This is a genomic window from Wolbachia endosymbiont of Howardula sp. (genome assembly GCF_025021925.1).
Taxonomy (GTDB): domain Bacteria; phylum Pseudomonadota; class Alphaproteobacteria; order Rickettsiales; family Anaplasmataceae; genus Wolbachia.
Window position 1 is genome coordinate 138,622 of the sequence record NZ_CP092368.1, and the last position, 16,836, is coordinate 155,457.

The 16,836-nt window shown below is 28.4% G+C and carries 17 protein-coding genes and 2 pseudogenes; 7 read left to right on the forward strand and 12 right to left on the reverse strand.

Annotated features, from left to right (window positions below; genetic code table 11):
• Positions 1–97: 97 nt before the first annotated feature.
• Entirely contained in the window at positions 98–1,297 is a 1,200-nt protein-coding gene (hemA, locus tag MC061_RS00665) for a 5-aminolevulinate synthase (protein ID WP_259536054.1), read from the forward strand.
• On the opposite strand, the gene MC061_RS00670 is transcribed toward hemA, so the two are convergent.
• The 3 genes from MC061_RS00670 to rimM are packed head-to-tail and all read right to left on the reverse strand — an operon-like array spanning position 1,234 to position 3,132.
• Entirely contained in the window at positions 1,234–2,028 is a 795-nt protein-coding gene (locus tag MC061_RS00670; RefSeq protein WP_259536056.1) for an inositol monophosphatase family protein, read from the reverse strand. The two genes, hemA and MC061_RS00670, sit on opposite strands and share 64 nt — an antisense overlap.
• Positions 2,000–2,557 (reverse strand): elongation factor P, encoded by a 558-nt coding sequence (locus MC061_RS00675; RefSeq protein WP_259536058.1) that lies wholly within the window; start codon positions 2,555–2,557, stop codon positions 2,000–2,002. Before MC061_RS00675 ends, MC061_RS00670 begins: the two co-directional genes overlap by 29 nt.
• Positions 2,558–2,616: 59 nt before the next feature.
• The gene (rimM, locus tag MC061_RS00680; protein WP_346268841.1) at positions 2,617–3,132 is read right to left on the reverse strand and encodes a ribosome maturation factor RimM; all 516 of its coding nucleotides are present in this window, start codon (positions 3,130–3,132) and stop codon (positions 2,617–2,619) included.
• A gap of 797 nt (positions 3,133–3,929) precedes the next feature.
• On the opposite strand from rimM, the gene recF reads away from it, so the two are divergent.
• Complete coding sequence (gene recF / locus MC061_RS00685; RefSeq protein WP_259536062.1) at positions 3,930–5,000, forward strand: DNA replication/repair protein RecF; 1,071 nt, start codon at positions 3,930–3,932, stop codon at positions 4,998–5,000.
• Between the two features lie 10 nt (positions 5,001–5,010).
• Here recF and MC061_RS00690 read toward each other — a convergent pair whose 3' ends face one another.
• Complete coding sequence (locus MC061_RS00690) at positions 5,011–6,198, reverse strand: SurA N-terminal domain-containing protein (protein ID WP_259536064.1); 1,188 nt, start codon at positions 6,196–6,198, stop codon at positions 5,011–5,013.
• A gap of 241 nt (positions 6,199–6,439) precedes the next feature.
• Positions 6,440–6,739, reverse strand: coding sequence for an ETC complex I subunit (locus MC061_RS00695; protein ID WP_259536066.1), 300 nt, complete (start codon positions 6,737–6,739; stop codon positions 6,440–6,442).
• A gap of 148 nt (positions 6,740–6,887) precedes the next feature.
• Here MC061_RS00695 and MC061_RS00700 point away from each other — a divergent pair, with 148 nt between their 5' ends.
• Complete coding sequence (locus MC061_RS00700) at positions 6,888–7,541, forward strand: alpha/beta hydrolase (protein ID WP_259536068.1); 654 nt, start codon at positions 6,888–6,890, stop codon at positions 7,539–7,541.
• A gap of 1 nt (position 7,542) precedes the next feature.
• The gene (locus MC061_RS00705) at positions 7,543–8,343 is read left to right on the forward strand and encodes an SDR family oxidoreductase (RefSeq protein WP_259536070.1); all 801 of its coding nucleotides are present in this window, start codon (positions 7,543–7,545) and stop codon (positions 8,341–8,343) included.
• Positions 8,344–8,428: 85 nt separating this feature from the next.
• Here MC061_RS00705 and MC061_RS02640 read toward each other — a convergent pair whose 3' ends face one another.
• The 4 genes and pseudogenes from MC061_RS02640 to MC061_RS00715 form a co-directional block, all read right to left on the reverse strand.
• Complete coding sequence (locus MC061_RS02640) at positions 8,429–8,704, reverse strand: SurE domain-containing protein (protein ID WP_410543434.1); 276 nt, start codon at positions 8,702–8,704, stop codon at positions 8,429–8,431.
• Positions 8,705–8,710: 6 nt separating this feature from the next.
• Positions 8,711–8,827 (reverse strand): annotated as a pseudogene (locus MC061_RS02645) (5'/3'-nucleotidase SurE); the annotation flags it as partial.
• Positions 8,796–9,096 (reverse strand): annotated as a pseudogene (locus MC061_RS02650) (5'/3'-nucleotidase SurE). The pseudogenes MC061_RS02645 and MC061_RS02650, both read right to left, overlap by 32 nt.
• Positions 9,097–9,350: 254 nt before the next feature.
• On the reverse strand, positions 9,351–10,673 hold the full coding sequence (locus MC061_RS00715) for a malic enzyme-like NAD(P)-binding protein (protein ID WP_259536214.1): 1,323 nt from the start codon (positions 10,671–10,673) through the stop codon (positions 9,351–9,353).
• 135 nt (positions 10,674–10,808) lie between these two features.
• On the opposite strand from MC061_RS00715, the gene pgsA reads away from it, so the two are divergent.
• Both pgsA and bamD read left to right on the forward strand, forming a co-directional pair.
• Positions 10,809–11,342 carry a CDP-diacylglycerol--glycerol-3-phosphate 3-phosphatidyltransferase gene (pgsA, locus tag MC061_RS00720; protein ID WP_259536072.1) on the forward strand — a complete coding sequence of 178 codons (534 nt, stop codon included), beginning with the start codon at positions 10,809–10,811 and terminating at the stop codon, positions 11,340–11,342.
• 201 nt (positions 11,343–11,543) lie between these two features.
• Positions 11,544–12,242: an outer membrane protein assembly factor BamD gene (bamD, locus tag MC061_RS00725; protein WP_259536074.1), complete on the forward strand. Its 699-nt coding sequence runs from the start codon at positions 11,544–11,546 to the stop codon at positions 12,240–12,242.
• Between the two features lie 123 nt (positions 12,243–12,365).
• Here the strand turns inward: bamD and hslU are convergent, their stop codons facing one another.
• On the reverse strand, positions 12,366–13,832 hold the full coding sequence (hslU, locus tag MC061_RS00730) for an ATP-dependent protease ATPase subunit HslU (protein ID WP_275976645.1): 1,467 nt from the start codon (positions 13,830–13,832) through the stop codon (positions 12,366–12,368).
• A 4-nt stretch (positions 13,833–13,836) separates the two neighbouring features.
• Positions 13,837–14,385 carry an ATP-dependent protease subunit HslV gene (gene hslV / locus MC061_RS00735; protein ID WP_275976646.1) on the reverse strand — a complete coding sequence of 183 codons (549 nt, stop codon included), beginning with the start codon at positions 14,383–14,385 and terminating at the stop codon, positions 13,837–13,839.
• A gap of 118 nt (positions 14,386–14,503) precedes the next feature.
• Between hslV and gshA the strand changes: the two genes are divergently transcribed.
• Entirely contained in the window at positions 14,504–15,664 is a 1,161-nt protein-coding gene (gshA, locus tag MC061_RS00740) for a glutamate--cysteine ligase (protein WP_259536076.1), read from the forward strand.
• A gap of 100 nt (positions 15,665–15,764) precedes the next feature.
• Here the strand turns inward: gshA and hemH are convergent, their stop codons facing one another.
• The gene (hemH, locus tag MC061_RS00745) at positions 15,765–16,772 is read right to left on the reverse strand and encodes a ferrochelatase (RefSeq protein WP_259536078.1); all 1,008 of its coding nucleotides are present in this window, start codon (positions 16,770–16,772) and stop codon (positions 15,765–15,767) included.
• Positions 16,773–16,836: the final 64 nt, after the last annotated feature.

Below are 16,836 nucleotides of genomic sequence, written 5' to 3' on the forward strand. Positions count from 1 at the left end.
CAAGAATTTTTCTCTTAACTGCAATATTCATTGCAATATTATACTTGATGTTTTAATCATTTAAAATTATAATTTTAAATGATTAAAACATCATAATATGATAGATTACGAAAAAATATTTTTACAAAAAATCATAGATATCAAACAAGAAGGAAGATATCGTGAATTTACACATTTTGTTTCTGTACCTGGTAAATTTCCTCATATTATGGACTATGAAAGAAATAGAGAAGTGATAGTATGGTGTAGCAATAATTATCTAGGCATGTCACAAAATAAACACGTTATTGCTGCTATGCAAAGTTCATCAGTTGGTGCAGGTGGTACAAGAAATATTTCAGGAACAACAAAAGAAGTTGTAGAACTTGAAAAGTCTTTAGCTACATTACATAATAAAGAGGATGCTTTAACATTTTCTTGTGGTTATCTTGCTAATCAAACAACACTCAGTACATTATCTTCTATAATTCCTGATGTAGTTATTTTTTCAGATGAAAAAAATCACTCTTCAATAATAGAAGGAATAAAATCAGGTAAAAGACCAAAATATATATTTAATCATAATGATATATCTCATTTAGAAACATTATTAAAATCTATCAGTATTAACATACCTAAGATTATAGCTCTTGAATCTGTATATTCAATGGATGGTGATATAGCACCTTTAAAAGCAATATGTGATCTTGCAGATCAGTATAATGCAATTACTTATTTAGATGAAGTACATGCAGTTGGAATATATGGAGAACATGGTGGAGGTATTGCTGAACAAGAGGGAATTATGAATAGAGTGACTATTATTCAAGGGACATTATCAAAGGCTTTTGGAGTCATGGGAGGATATATTGCTGCTTCAAAGAATTTAGTAGACGTCATAAGAAGTTCTGCACCAGGTTTTATCTTTACTACCGCTATGTCTCCTATTTTAGCAGCTGCAGCTAAGGCAAGTGTTGAATATCTAAAATCCAGTAATATTGAAAGAGAGATGCATAAGATAGTTGTGAAAAAAGTAAAAATAGCATTAAAAAATGTAGGTATCAATTTTATTGATACAAATACTCATATTATTCCGATCATAATTGGTGATTCACAATTATCCAAAAGTGCATCAAAATTGATGTTTGATACATACAGCATATATGTACAACATATAAATTATCCTACAACTCCAAGAGGCACTGAACGTTTTCGTATTACCCCTACACCTTTTCACACTGATAACATGATACATCATTTAGCAGAATCTTTAGTCAAGGTTTTTAAATCATTATCTATTCCTATTAGAGAATCATGATTCTCTAATTGAACATTGCCAGCGATTATTAGATCTTGATGTTCTATAATGCTACCTCCACTTTCCTCAAGAAAAAGCCTTCCTAGTAAAGTTTTATATTTATTGATACCTGAATATATTAATCCAGTATACCTGTCTGTCGCAAGATATACAAAACCTAAGACTGAAGATCCTATTGATCTTATATTCATATTATGAGATGAAACTCTGTGTAACAAGTTACTACTGATATCTATTAATCCACCTGATCTATTTTTAGTGCGAAGTTTTACATTACGTGATCTCGCATCTTCAAGAAAAGCACCTTTTTTTTCTTCTGCCCAAAAAGTTTCTCTTAAAGCTGGAGCATCTATCACCACTGCTATAACTTTATTTTTATAAATTAAACAAACTGATATAGCAAAATATACTATACAACTAGAAAAATTTTCTTTACTTTCTATAGGTAAAATAAACCAGTTATAATCTCTACTGACTGTCTCTTCTTGTTCATTCTCATAGATAAATCCATAATCTTTTTTATAATTAAATAAATATTCTTGTATCATATTCTGTGATCTTGAATATGTTTTATTAATAAAATCTTCTGATCTAATATTATAGATTTGTAATTCATTAAAATCTCTCATAAGTTGTTTAGAAGCGCTTTTTATAGACTCAAGCATTACATTAATTCTAGGAGATGAAATAGAGGACATAATATTACCGCACTCTTGCGTGATAACTATCATTAGGAGTATATACTACAATTGTATCTCCTATTTTAATAAATTGTGGTACTGTTATTCGCATACCATTTTCTAAAATCACAGATTTATAAGAAGGTGCAATAGAATGTCTTCTTTCTTCTGTATCCTTAACAATTAATATGACATAATCAGGAATATATGCAGCAATAATTCTCTCTTGATAGGATGTGACTTTTATATTCATATTGTCCTGTAAATAATGTTGTTTATCTCCTAGCAAATCTTTATTGATCATAATCTGTTGATAATCACTCATATGCATTAAATGCACAATTTTACCTTCAGTAAAAAGATAAATATAATCCTCTTCGTTGAGAATTGCTATTCTGATGATAGCATCAGAACGAAATCTTGCATAATGTTTATTTTTAGTGATAATATTTTTCATCTCAGCTTGTATATATGCAACCCCTTTACCAGGTTTAGTATGCATGACATTTATCACTAAAAATAAACATCCATGATGTTCTAATATTTGTCCAATTCTGATATCATGTGCTTTATCTGCCATATAGTATAATTATATCAGATTATAGTAATATTCTTTTATATTAGATATTAAATGTTTAATTAGTCAAGTGAGTCGATAAATTCAGGTAAATTCACGATCATATATTTTTTTTTTATATTGAGATATGGAAATATATCTTGAGTAAACGGTAACATAATATGTTGTTGATTCTTTACCATTAGAATTTTTAGTATATCTCCTGATCCAAAATTATCTATAGATACCACATATCCATATAATATAAGAGTATGTAATCTCACCTCCATATTTAGCAGGTCATCATAGTAATAATGATCTGAAATATTAAGTTTTGGTAGTGTATTTCTTGTGATATATAACTTTTTACTTTTCAAGAGAGATGCATCATCATATGAATTAATATGACTAATTTTTGCAATCACTAAATTCCATCCTATTACAGATAGAGAATTAATTTCGTATTTCTCAAAATCACTTATGAGTATACCATATAATGAAATATTTTCTGGATATTCAGTAAAAGTCCTGATTTTTACAGCGCCATGAATACCATGAGGAGATATGATCATTCCTAAACATATTAAATGATTATTCATATAATCAATTTTAGGCTCTTGATATCCTTTCTTCATACTTTACTAATTAACTTATTTTGCAGATATTTCTACTGCAATCTATTATCTCTTCATTATACTATACTGTTTTATATTACTGATATTACTATCATGATACAAATTATTAGTCTTTGCTTTTATTCAATATCTTAATTTTAGTTATGACTCTCTCTTGTTTTCTTAGATGATTGACTGGATACAATAAAGAGTCAGACTTTAAAAGTGTATATGACTGCTTTCAAGACTAATATATCATATAAATACTAATAATATCTCTCTTTGAGATATAAAGCGATATCTATTTACTCATGCTATAGTATACTTCAAAATTATTATTTTGAATGTTTTTGAATAAATATAATGTCATATTATTTGTATGATTACATCTCTTGAGAGATATTAGTGCATGAGATCACTATTATGATATTTATTAATAATATTCATTACATATGCGAGATATAAAGGTGCTAATAGTTTTGCTAAGATTTAGCATCTCATAAATAGGTTTGAATTTCTATAAAAATCTTAAAGGTAAGTTGAGTATAACTTATCAATATCTAGTAGTAGCAAAAGATTAATAACCTGAATATCAGTGTTTTTCTATCGATATAGATGTGAAATATAGCATTGAAAATAGTTTAATTGCTTAATTTCTCAAATGAGACAAAGAATTCGAGGATTTTGATATCAAATATCAGATATATTCAATATATTCATCAAATGAAATCAGCAATATGTACAATCATAAATATATATACGATCTTGATAATCATTAGTATATGAATAGAAATTGTTATTTAAAAAAGTTACAATTAAGTAATTTTCGTAATCATTCATACTGTGAGCTTTTATTAGAAAACAGGTCAGTAGTAATTACTGGAAATAATGGCATTGGTAAAACCAATATCCTTGAAGCTATTTCATTGCTGGGTAAAAGTAATGGTATGAAAAAAGTAAAAGTCCATGAAATGCAAAATAGATTTAGTACTGAAGATTGGATGATATATTATGATTTTTTTAATGGCACAGCTTATAATGCTATTAAGATTATGAAACGATCAAATAAAAAACTCATATATATTGATGGTACAAAGCAATCAAATTATTCAGAGCTTTATAGTTTATCTCATGTGATATGGTTAATCCCCCAAATGGATTGTATACTACTAAGTAGTCCAAGTGAGAGATTAAAATTTTTAGATCGCATCACTATACTATTTAAATCAAACTATGCAATATATTATCTGAAATATAGAAAAGCTAAACTAGAACGAACAAAATTATTAAGAGACAAAATATCAGATGAGATGTGGCTTACTAGTATTGAAAATATCATGGCAGTTAATGCAATCAATATTTTGCATATGCGCATTTCTGTTTTAAAAATAATACAAGAAGTAATTGATCAAGATGCAACGAAATTATTTCCTAAGGCTAGTATGAGATTTAGTAGTCAGGTCAAGATATATGATAGTGTAGCATGTTATCAAAAGCACCTAAAAAACAATAGAACACAAGATGTATTATCTGGTAAAACTACGTTTGGTATACATAATGATCATTTACAGATCTTTTGTCAAAAAAGAGATCTTCCTATTGCTCTCTGTTCTACTGGAGAACAAAAGTTATTATTATTATCTATTATTTTATCAAGTATCAAAGCAAGATGTATACATTATAATAGCGCTCCTCTCTTATTACTTGATGATATCATGTCTCATCTAGATGCGCATTATAGAACTGCTCTCATAGAAGAAATATTAACTCTTAAGTGTCAAACTTGGATTACTGATGTTAATCAAGACTATTTTGATTATTATCTTCATTCCTTTAATTTTTTTAAATGCTAATGCATATATTTTAATTGAAATCTGGTGGTATAGTAAATATCGTATTATCATGATAGTGAATAACTGCATTTCTACGTATATCATTTATGAGTAAATGACTCTGTTTCAAAATCTTTTGAGTATATAGTATCTGTTTAATATCTTCAGTATATGAAGTCATATGATCTTCAGTGAGTTCACAGAATAGCATTAATTTTGTAGTATTATTGTCTGTAAATGGCACGATCTCATTCATATTAGTTTTACTAAATAACATTTGTAAATGATGATTTAAATCTCTTATTTTTATTGCAAATTCTTTTATGTACGGGAGTTGTAAGTACTCTGTGAAGTGATCTATATTTGAACAGTTGATTTGAAATTTCTTTAAATGTTCTAATGCTATGTATGGATTTTGTAATGTTAACTGTTTAAATTTTAATGTACTTCTGAGAAGTGAAGAATCCAATTGAGCCTTATCTATTATTTTAATAATAGAGTAATAATCTTTTGTATAATGTATTGGTGCACTGATCTCACCTACTTTTAATTTTTCTAAGAGTGTCTTACGAGCACCTTTCAATTGATTGATATTAACAGTTGTAATTTTCATGTCTATTTTAGAATCAAGAGAATGAATATCGATTAATTTTGTCAAGACATCATTATTCTCTATACTAGAAATATTAAGATTTTCTTGAATAGGAATGAAGAATTCTTGAAAGGAAATCAGGTTGACAAAATTCTCCATTTGAACTTTTTTATTTCGTATTTCTTGTTCACTGATATGAATAAATGGTACAATACTTGCAGTAATAATTTTGTGCCATAATATATGACATTTAATTTGTTGTTTTAGTATTTCTAGATCTATATTGTATGTTTTTATGTATTGAGCTACTTCATGAGTATGAATCTTAAAATGCTCACTCAAATATAAGATATTAGTCTCATTGATCTCATCATTACTACATGTTAAATTCAATCTTTTTGCTTCATGTATTATTAATGCTTCATCTATAAGTTGCGTTAAAATATTACGCGTTCTCTCATGTTGAGTCATATTTTGTTGTCCAAATAATACATTCATTAAATTGATATGTTGCTCGATATCCCAATTTGAAATGGGATCACCATTGACATCAACAATGATTTCAATAATACAAGCATATAATTTAAGTGGTAAGAGAATTAATATTAATATTAATATTTTACGCATATAGTAATATTTATTTTAATTGAATACTAAATGTCAATACATATAATATATCTTAATTGAAAGACTCATGCGCTTGAATCGTAAGATATGAGACATACTGATTATAAATATTGATATAAATACAATATTTATGATAACATCTATCTATGATATTAGAGATTCTCAATAAAGGAGAATACAAAAACAATCTTCTCTCTATATCCTCTATATGAATTTTAGGATTAATATATAAAATATTCTATCATAGATACTCCCTTAGAATAAAATTCTGTGCATAAGATTTAATAATCTGTTTAGCAATTTTTGGTATATTAATAATATATCTTAAATTATGTTTTTTTGCAAAAAATACTGCTCGCTCACAGGATTGAAAATACAATACAATATGTTTTGGATCCTTTGAACCAATCCAACCAATGAGTGGATCAATATAGTAATCATGAGATATACTTTCTAAATGCCATCTACGTGTATTTCTTAAACCATACTGTGTAACACTTTTTGTCGGCTGATAAATTCTAAACGATACTTCGTCTTTCATATATTATAAAATCAGAGTTTTGTATTTCATAGAGAGTAATATATACTATATTATATTACATTGTAAAAAATAAAGATAAAAATATAATTTTTACAAATTGAAAAATTAATGTTAGATATATTCATATATGAATTATATTAGATAATATATGATCACATTAACAGGACCAGAAATTTTTCAAAATTCCAATAGAGATCATCTGATAATTTTTTTGCATGGCTGGGGTTCAAGTGGCGAAAATTTTGTACATCTTGCTAAGATTATGAGCAAGAAGTTGCCTAACTCGTATTGTATAGTGCCAAATGCTCCTTTTAAAAGAGACGTAGGTATGGGATATCAATGGTTTAGCTTAGAAGAGCGTAATGAAGGTATGTTATATAATGGCATGAAGCAAGTCGCACCAATTATTAATCATTTTATTGATGTAAGATTAAAATCTTTTCATTTGAAAGATACACAACTTTCTTTAGTAGGATTTTCTCAAGGTGCAATGCTTGCAATATATCTTGGATTAACTAGACCACAAGCATGTTCATCTGTTGTTGCATATTCTGGAAGGTTAATTTTATCTGAACAAGTTGTACAAGAAATTAAATCAAAACCTAACATCTGCATGATTCATGGTGATAATGATCAAGTAGTACCTTTTAAATATCTTAAATTAGCAGTAGATACTCTGAAAAAACATGATATTAAAATTACAGAACATCCAATTCTTCAATTAGATCACATGATTAATGAACAAGGAATAAAATTTGGAATAGAATTTATAAAACAACATCTTATCATTTCATCTAAATAATATGCAGCTATTTTGTTTTGGATATGGATATGTAGCACAGTTTCTATCATATACTCTATTAGAGAGAGGTTGGACAATAGGAGGTACCTCTTCAATAAAAAAAACAGATAATAGTATTACTATCTATAGATATGATAGAGTAAATAAAGATTTTCTTCGAGCCTCAACGCATATTTTAATCTCTGTACCTCCTGAAGGTGATGATATTCTTGAGAGATATGGTGATGAAATGAGAAATATCAAATGGTTGGGATATTTATCTGCTACTAATGTATATGGTGATCATGCAGGTCATTGGGTCACAGAAGAATCTGAAACAAGACCTATAGAAGTGAGAGGAAAAAGTCGAATACATGCGGAAATAAAGTGGATGCATAGTATATTACCTATACATATTTTTCGCTTATCTGGAATTTATGGCCCTCAGAGAAATGTATTAGTTGATTTACAACATCACAAAGCAAGAAATATCCAAAAAACAGGACATCTTTTTTCTCGTATTCATGTCTTCGATATCATCAATATTATATTATCTTCAATGCAAAGAGTTAGACCTGGTGAAATATACAATTGTGCAGATGATTTACCAGCGACACAATCTGAAGTATTAATGTATGGAGCTCAATTACTGAATATGGCACTTCCACAACCAACTGAGATTTCTACTTTATCTGAACATGGTCAGAGTTTTTTCTTAGGATCAAAAAAGGTAAGTAATTTAAAAATTAAACAGGATTTAAAAATTTCTCTCATGTTTGCTAATTATAAGATAGGACTTAAAGAATTATATCGTAAATTATAATTTATTTTATAATAAGTAATATGATAATCATTCATCTACATAATGTATATGTAAAAATATTGTAAATTATAGATAAATTTATCTGTTATTTAGAAATAGAAGAAAATATATCTGCATAAGAATTTTTCATCGCATATAATATATCATAATCTGTCAAATCTAATTTTACTGGTGTAATAGTAATAAATCCTTCTTTAATTTTACCCACACTACCACTACCAGTGTATTCTCGACACCACTTCAATCTTAAAGATTCATGTAGATTTTTAGTACATGCAATATCTCCGATTATAGAATATGCATCTGGTTCAGCAAATTCTATACCTTTTACTTTTTCTGTAGCAGGAAAATTGACATTCATAACGACATTTTGAGGCCATCCTACTTCGACTAATTTTGTAATAATTTTAGGTGCAAATATTTTAGTATTATGCCAATTTATTAATTTACCATTATATTCTTGACTTAGTGCAATAGATGATATAGATCTTGATGGCTCCTTCCATTACAGCACCAATTGTTCCTGAATAACATATATCATCTCCTACATTAGATCCAATATTTACTCCAGATAATATCACTTGGTTTTTTATGCATCACGTTATTTAGAATAACAATCACACTCTCTGCAGGAGTGCTAGAAATACTAAATTCCCTTTCACTATGTTGCTTGATTTTAATAGAACGATGAATTCTCTCAGTGAGAGAGTGTGATGATCTACTTCTGTCTGAATCTGGTGCTACTATCCACACTTCTGATGTCAAATTCAGAGCAACATTCTTAAGTAATTTTCAGCTTTTACTATTAAATCCATCATCATTTGTGATGAGTATTATCATAATATATATAAAAAGTTTTGTATAATTAATATTCAGTGTACAGTGAGAACACTGATTGTATTCTATTATTGTTGTCAATATGAATTAATGCTTTAGTTCTCATGTCATTAAAATCAATATATATATATTAAGAGAATGATATTTATACTCTCATAATATACATATTGTTATATATGTAATGATAAAATTTTTAAAATATTCAGAACTCTAGTAATACGAGAGTGTAACTGAGTTTCATATTGATACCAATTATTTATTGTCTTGCGTGCTACACCTGAAGTAATTGCAGCTTTTGCAACTGCAGAAGATACTACAGCAATTAATCTTGGATCAAATGGAGTAGGAATAATATATTCGGGACCATAGCTCATTCTTCGTCCACCATATGCTGCAGACATCTCGCATGGTACTGGCTCTCGTGCAAGCTGCGCTATTGCCTCTACAGCTGCAATTTTCATGTCATTATTTATTGTTGTTGCACGTACATCTAGTGCTCCTCTAAATATATAAGGAAAACCTATTAGGTTATTCACCTGATTGTTATAATCTGATCTACCAGTAGTAATAATTGCATCTGGTCTGATTTGTTTTACTATTTCAGGTCTTATTTCTGGGTCAGGATTTGCAAGAGCAAAAATAATTGGATCTTTATTCATAGACTTCAACATTTGTTCATTTAAAACATCTTTCGTAGATAATCCAATAAATACATCAGCTCCTTTTATTGCATCTAGTAATGTACGATCAGAAGAATCAATGGCATATTGTTCTTTCCATATATTCATATCTGCTATTCTTCCTTTATATATTACTCCTTGCTTATCACAAGATACTATGTGATTAGCACCCATAAACTTTAATATTTCTAAACATGCTATTCCAGCAGCGCCAGTACCATTCATAATAATCCTTACATGTTCTAATTTCTTACCAACAATATCAAGAGCATTTTTGAGACTTGCAGCAACAACTACTGCAGTGCCATGTTGATCATCATGAAACACTGGTATATCTATAATATCATTAAGAGTTTTTTCTATTATAAAACAATCAGGAGATCTGATATCTTCTAAATTAATACCTCCCCAATTTGTACCAAGAGCTCTGACTGTATCGCAAAACTCTTCTATATTCTCTGTATTTATTTCTAAATTGATTGCATCAATATCAGCAAAACGCTTAAATAAGATTGCCTTACCTTCCATTACTGGCTTTGCAGCAAGAGGACCTATATTACCAAGTCCAAGTACTGCAGTACCATTTGAAATGACAGCAACTGAATTACCTTTTGATGTATAATCATAAATTGAATCATGATTTTTTACTATTTCAAGACATGGATATGCAACACCAGGAGAATAAGCAAGTGATAAATCATATTGATTAGATAAGGATTTTGTGGGTAAAACTGATATTTTACCAGGATAATTTCCTCTACTATGATATTTAAGAGCCTCTTGCACATGTACACTATTCCAATCATTCATCATTGTATCTCCTAAATATTTTACGTTATTATTTTTTATTATAAAGCCTTTATTGTAAATTTTCAATGAAACTATTAGCTTGTAAAGCTTACTATAATTATATATAAATTTATGATACTGTGCTAAAGTTATCACTACGTGTTTAAGAAAAACTTACCTAATCTTCTTACAATATCTCGTGCACTTGCAATTCCAGGTATAATCATCAGTTTTAGTATAGATAGTAAATATGCAAATATAATAACAATCTCAATATTTATGTTTGCATGTATTACAGATTTTTTTGATGGCTATCTAGCACGTATATGGAAGGTACAATCAAAATTTGGTACTCTCTTTGACCCTACTGTCGATAAGCTGATCGTTGTCTCTACTATCATTATGCTCATTTACAAACATAAAATCAATGGTAATACAATCGTGCCATCTCTTATCATAATATGTAGAGAAATATTAGTCTCTGGGTTACGAGAATTGCTTATTGCTCAGAATATTAGTATACCAGTTAGTTATTCTGGTAAACTGAAAACATTTGTACAAATGATCGCAGTAACATCATTGATAATGAGTAACTATGAAATCATGCAGTATATAGGTATTATTTGTTTATGGATTGCTGCTTGTATTACAGTTTGGTCTGGTTATCAATATGTACTTGCGGGAATTAAGTAATATACAATTCTCTCTAAAATAGAATATTGAGAAATAATCAGAAACAATCTCTCTATAGAAGAGCAAAACACTTGCATGTTTTATTCCTATGCAATGTTTAAAAAAAAATCTCCATTTCTTATTATAGAGTTATAGTATATCGTATATTTTATTGTATCATTTGGATAATAATCTGCTACTTCTGTATAGATTCGATCTCTTATGTATAAGACTATCATTGTATATTGTATAATCTCTTTACTGTTTTCATATACGAATTTATATGGAAATATATATACTAATTTTAATAAAACTGAAAATGAATTGTATCAATCAGGATATTCTCTATTTGTAAATAAAAAATATTTACAAGTAATTCAATTATATCAAAATATGGAATCTATATATCCTGGTACGTATTATACACTGCAGATACAATTATTATCTAGTATTTCTAGCTATAAAACAGGTCAATACGCACATGCCATTAGCAATATAGAGAATTATATATATAAGTGTAATATACGTAATAACATAAATATACCATATGTATATTATTTAAGAATATTATTCTATTATATGCATATTCATAATATCAAGTTCGGACAAGAAACTGCATATAAAACTCTAGAATTTGCTAGAACATATATAGAGTTATTTTTAGATAGTAAATATCTAAATGAAGTGCAACAAATAGAAAAAAGAGTAATAAATCATATTGCATATAGTGAATATTCTATAGGTAAATTTTACCTACAGCATGGTAAATACTTATCATCAATTATATGTTTTCAAAATATATTAAAAAAATACAAAAATAGTGACTATTATAGTAAAGTAATAAAAAACCTAATAATTGCTTATTCGGCTTTAGGGCTATATCAAGAAGCGTATTACTGTCAAAATGATATTTTATATTAAATTTTATAATATGGTTCTATATATGATGAGTATGAGCAGTTTTCTTACTCTCCTTAAGTAGTTTTTGTAGATATGTATCTTCACTGTTTATTTAATACTATATAAAACAAAACACTTTAATTTTTAAAGTATAAATTTAGATAAATCTCTCTGCTGTGCAATAGAGGATAATTTATCTTTAACATATTGACTATCTATTAGGAATTTTTTGCTATCTTTATTAGAAGCAATAAAACTGATTTCATCCAAAAGTTTTTCCATAATAGTATGTAATCTTCTTGCACCTATATTTTCTATTTCTCTATTAACCTTATATGTCATTTCAGCTATTGCTTCAATTCCGTCATTCGTGAACTCAAGTATGACATTCTCTGTTTTTATTAATGCTATATATTGTTTTATTAAACTTGATTCTGTATCTCTTAATATTCTTACTAGATCTTCTTGAGTCAGAGCTTTCAACTCTACTCTAATTGGTAATCTGCCCTGCAGTTCTGGCAAAAGATCAGATGGTTTAGCCTGATGAAAAGCACCAGATGCAATGAATAGAATATAATCTGTTTTTATATGTCCATACTTGGTTGATACTGTTGTACCCTCTAGTAAAGGTAATAAATCTCGTTGTACTCCTTCTCTACTCACTTCACCTTTGATTGCTGTACATGATGCAATTTTATCTATTTCATCTAAAAATACTATTCCTTCATTACTTACAAGATTTAGAGCTTGTTTAATTATTTTATCTTCATCCATCAGTTTATCACTTTCTTCATTAATAAGAATTATACGTGCTTCTTTTACTTGTACATTGATTGTTTTTGTTTTTTTATTTCCATTAAACATTTTACCCATTATTTCTGTGACGTTCATAATTCCAAGCTGAGCACCTGGAATGCCAGAGATATCAAGAGTTGGCAATGTAGAATTGCTTTCTTTAACATTGATCGAGACTTTTCCTTCTTCACATTCTTTATTTCTGATTCTTTCTCTAAAAGTGTTTCTACTTGCTTCAGATGCATCTTCACCTACCATAGCAGTGACAATTCTTTCTTCAGCTAAAAATACAGCTTTTTTATATAAGGCTTTACGTACTTTTTCTTTCACTAAAATTATTGCTTCATCCACTAAATCGCGTATGATAGAATCTACATCACGTCCTACATATCCTACTTCAGTAAACTTTGTCGCTTCAATTTTTATAAAAGGAGCACCTGCAAGTTTTGCTAATCTTCTAGCTATCTCAGTTTTACCAACACCAGTATGTCCGATCATCAGTATATTTTTAGGTATGATGTCATCGCGTAATGGAAGAGGAACCTGATTTCTACGCCAACGATTTCTAAGTGCAATAGCAACCGCACGTTTTGCATCATCTTGACCAATAATAAATCTATCTAATTCTTTAACTATCTGTTGTGGCGGAAGATCCTCTAATGGCATTTGTATTTCACCATCATTCTCCTGAAAAGACTCATCTTCTGGATGAGTATCGATGTTTGAATCTGCATATTGAGAACACTCTGAATGATTATACGAAAGAGTGACAGAATCATTATCATCATTCTTAAGAATATTTTTTTTAGAAGACATATCATTACTCTATCTTTTCAATTACTATATTATTATTTGTATATATGCATATATCTGCAGCTATCCTCATGGCTTTTTTTGCAATTTCTTCTATTGAAATATCTTGAATATCAATTAATGCTCGTGCTGCAGATAAAGCAAAATTACCCCCAGATCCAATAGCTAATACTCCATCTTCAGGCTCCAACACATCTCCTGTACCTGTAATTAATAAAGAGAGAGAAGAATCTGCCACTATCATCATAGCTTCTAATTTTCGTAAAAACTTATCCATTCTCCAATCTTGTGCAAGTTCTACACACGATCTCATCAACTGTCCTGAATGTTTTTCAAGTTTATTTTCCAGACGTTCAAAGAGAGTAAATGCATCTGCTGTTGCTCCCGCAAATCCAGCAATGACAGAATCACAAGAAAGACGTCTCACTTTTTTCGCACTAGATTTTACAATAGTATGACCCAATGAGACTTGACCATCTCCTATTATTACTACAGTATTATGCTTTCTAATTGACAAAACAGTAGTGCCATACATTTGTTGATTATTATAATGCATTATATTTCCATTATCTTACATAAGATTATTATGAAATTTAGTATTGGCATAATGTGAGTAATTTATTTTAATCATAGATTATGATATAGTATTTGTTATTATATCATTTAAAAGATAGATGCAAAACATAATTCTTCCAATTTTAGAAAAAAGTATTAATAGTTGGTTTGAAAATAAATTTCACAATCTTATCTTACCGCTTTATAGCTCTATAGATTTAAGATACTCAGGGTATAAAATTGCTCCTGTAGATGCAAATTTATTTCCAGCAGGATTTAATAATTTAAATCAGTCATCAAAAATAATAGCATCACATTTCATGAAGATTTACTTTAAAAAAACTAAATATACAAAAGCGCTGATCATACCTGAAAAATATACAAGAAATCAACCATATATAGCAAATGTATTTGCTATAGCAGATATATTAGAACTTGCAGGTTTACATACTAAGATTGGCATGTTATATGAAGAAAATTCTTCACCTTCATGTTATGAAAGCGTTATTAGAGATAATCATACTTTAAAAACAACATCAGGATTTATACCTGATGTGATTATATTGAATTTTGATATGACAAGTCATATTCCTAATATACTACACAATATCACACAAAAGATATTACCAGATCCACTATATGGATGGCACAGAAGAAAGAAATTTAAATATTTTGCAATTTATCAAGATCTAGTATATGAATTTTGTCAAGAATTTAAAATAGATCCATGGCTAATTTCTATATTTACATCAGAATGTAATAATATTGATTTTAGTGATGATATATCACTACAAGAGATCTCTCATAAAGTTGATGATATGCTATATATAATGCAAGAAAAATATAAAGAACATAATGTAACAACACAACCATATGTTTTTATCAAAGCAAGTAATGGTACATACGGTATGGGAATTATTACAGCAAGAAATAGCAAAGAAATATTCTCTTTAAATAAAAAAAAACGTAATAATATGAAAAAGGTAAAAGAAGGAGTCAAGATAAATAGTGTCATTATACAAGAAGGTATTCCTTCCTTAGATATATTTCAAGATATGACTGCAGAGCCTCTTATATATTATATAGCAAAAGATCCTATCTGTTATTTATACAGATGTAACAACAGAAAAGATAAGTTTTCTAGTTTAAATGCAATTGACTGTGAATTTTATGATGTAAGTAGCAATGTAAATGATAATATTCTATTGCTATGGAAAGTCATCAGTAAGTTATCAATACTAGCATTATCTCTAGAAATTACATCTGAATCAAGTTATTAAAATAGTGAGAGTCTAGTTGAGATAAGTGATAGTTTTTTTCTTTCTTTATCTTAATAGAAAATATCATCTGTATATATAATACTACTATTAAAAATACATTTTATTCATCATGACTAGATATACGCTGTACATATAAATCAGTTAAACATGCAATAAATAAATCATCTGTACCAAGAGCAGGTACACGAAAGTAATACCCATCTTTAATAATTGCTTTATATTCTATATCAAGTTCAACTAGCGTCTCAGAGTGTTCAGAAACAAAGGAGATAGGACATAATACAACTGGTATATTATCTGATTTGACACGCAAAAGTTCACTTTCGGTACTTGGTTCTAACCATTTGATAGGACCAATCTTACTTTGATAGCAGACTGACCAATCTAAATTCTCAATAGCTAACTTTTTTACTATTAATTCTGCAGTGCTTTTAATTTGTGAAGCATAGGGATCACCCTTTTTTATGATGCTTATAGGCAAACCATGAGCGGAAAATAAGACTCTTGGCTTCTTGTTACTAGTACTAGCTAATTGATAATATTGAGCAACTAAATTAGCATGTGCTGTAATAAAATATTTATTATCATAATAATGATGAATGATTTTGGTATCACATTTAAGATCATACTTTTTTGCTTGTATATACCAATCTTCTACAGATGATAATGTTGTAGTAGTAGAGTATTGAGGATATAGTGGTAGTAATACTATTTCATCTGGAATAAATTTTTTGACATTTTGTACTACTTCTTCAGCAAATGGATGCCAATAACGCATACAAATAAAAACTTTTAATTGATCTTGTGATTTGATCATGCAATTATCATGTATTTTTGGAGAATTAAAGATAATGCTATTCAATGAAGCTTCAAGTGCTTGAGCTTGCATTTGTGTATTCTCTAGAATGGGAGATTTACCTCCAATATGCTTATAAATCTCTTGTGCGATTTTTTCTCGTTTTTTTGAAATAAATTTTGCTAAAAAAAAACGAATAGGATTTGGTACATTAATTATTCTTTTATCATAGAAGAGATTAAATAAAAAAGGCCGCACTGTTTCAAGTGAATTAGGTCCACCAAGATTAAATAGTACTATTGCTTTATTCATGATATATCAATTTATAATGAAAGTATCTATATTAAAGAAAAAAGAATATATGTCTATATTGTAT

Coding starts and splice junctions, on each gene's coding strand:
- hemA (WP_259536054.1), top strand. CDS start 98: ATGATAGATTACGAAAAAATATTTTTACAAAAAATCATAGATATCAAA.
- MC061_RS00670 (WP_259536056.1), bottom strand. CDS start 2,028: ATGATAGTTATCACGCAAGAGTGCGGTAATATTATGTCCTCTATTTCA.
- MC061_RS00675 (WP_259536058.1), bottom strand. CDS start 2,557: ATGGCAGATAAAGCACATGATATCAGAATTGGACAAATATTAGAACAT.
- rimM (WP_346268841.1), bottom strand. CDS start 3,132: ATGAATAATCATTTAATATGTTTAGGAATGATCATATCTCCTCATGGT.
- recF (WP_259536062.1), top strand. CDS start 3,930: ATGAATAGAAATTGTTATTTAAAAAAGTTACAATTAAGTAATTTTCGT.
- MC061_RS00690 (WP_259536064.1), bottom strand. CDS start 6,198: ATGCGTAAAATATTAATATTAATATTAATTCTCTTACCACTTAAATTA.
- MC061_RS00695 (WP_259536066.1), bottom strand. CDS start 6,739: ATGAAAGACGAAGTATCGTTTAGAATTTATCAGCCGACAAAAAGTGTT.
- MC061_RS00700 (WP_259536068.1), top strand. CDS start 6,888: ATGATCACATTAACAGGACCAGAAATTTTTCAAAATTCCAATAGAGAT.
- MC061_RS00705 (WP_259536070.1), top strand. CDS start 7,543: ATGCAGCTATTTTGTTTTGGATATGGATATGTAGCACAGTTTCTATCA.
- MC061_RS02640 (WP_410543434.1), bottom strand. CDS start 8,704: ATGAATGTCAATTTTCCTGCTACAGAAAAAGTAAAAGGTATAGAATTT.
- MC061_RS00715 (WP_259536214.1), bottom strand. CDS start 10,673: ATGATGAATGATTGGAATAGTGTACATGTGCAAGAGGCTCTTAAATAT.
- bamD (WP_259536074.1), top strand. CDS start 11,544: ATGTATAAGACTATCATTGTATATTGTATAATCTCTTTACTGTTTTCA.
- hslU (WP_275976645.1), bottom strand. CDS start 13,832: ATGTCTTCTAAAAAAAATATTCTTAAGAATGATGATAATGATTCTGTC.
- hslV (WP_275976646.1), bottom strand. CDS start 14,385: ATGCATTATAATAATCAACAAATGTATGGCACTACTGTTTTGTCAATT.
- gshA (WP_259536076.1), top strand. CDS start 14,504: ATGCAAAACATAATTCTTCCAATTTTAGAAAAAAGTATTAATAGTTGG.
- hemH (WP_259536078.1), bottom strand. CDS start 16,772: ATGAATAAAGCAATAGTACTATTTAATCTTGGTGGACCTAATTCACTT.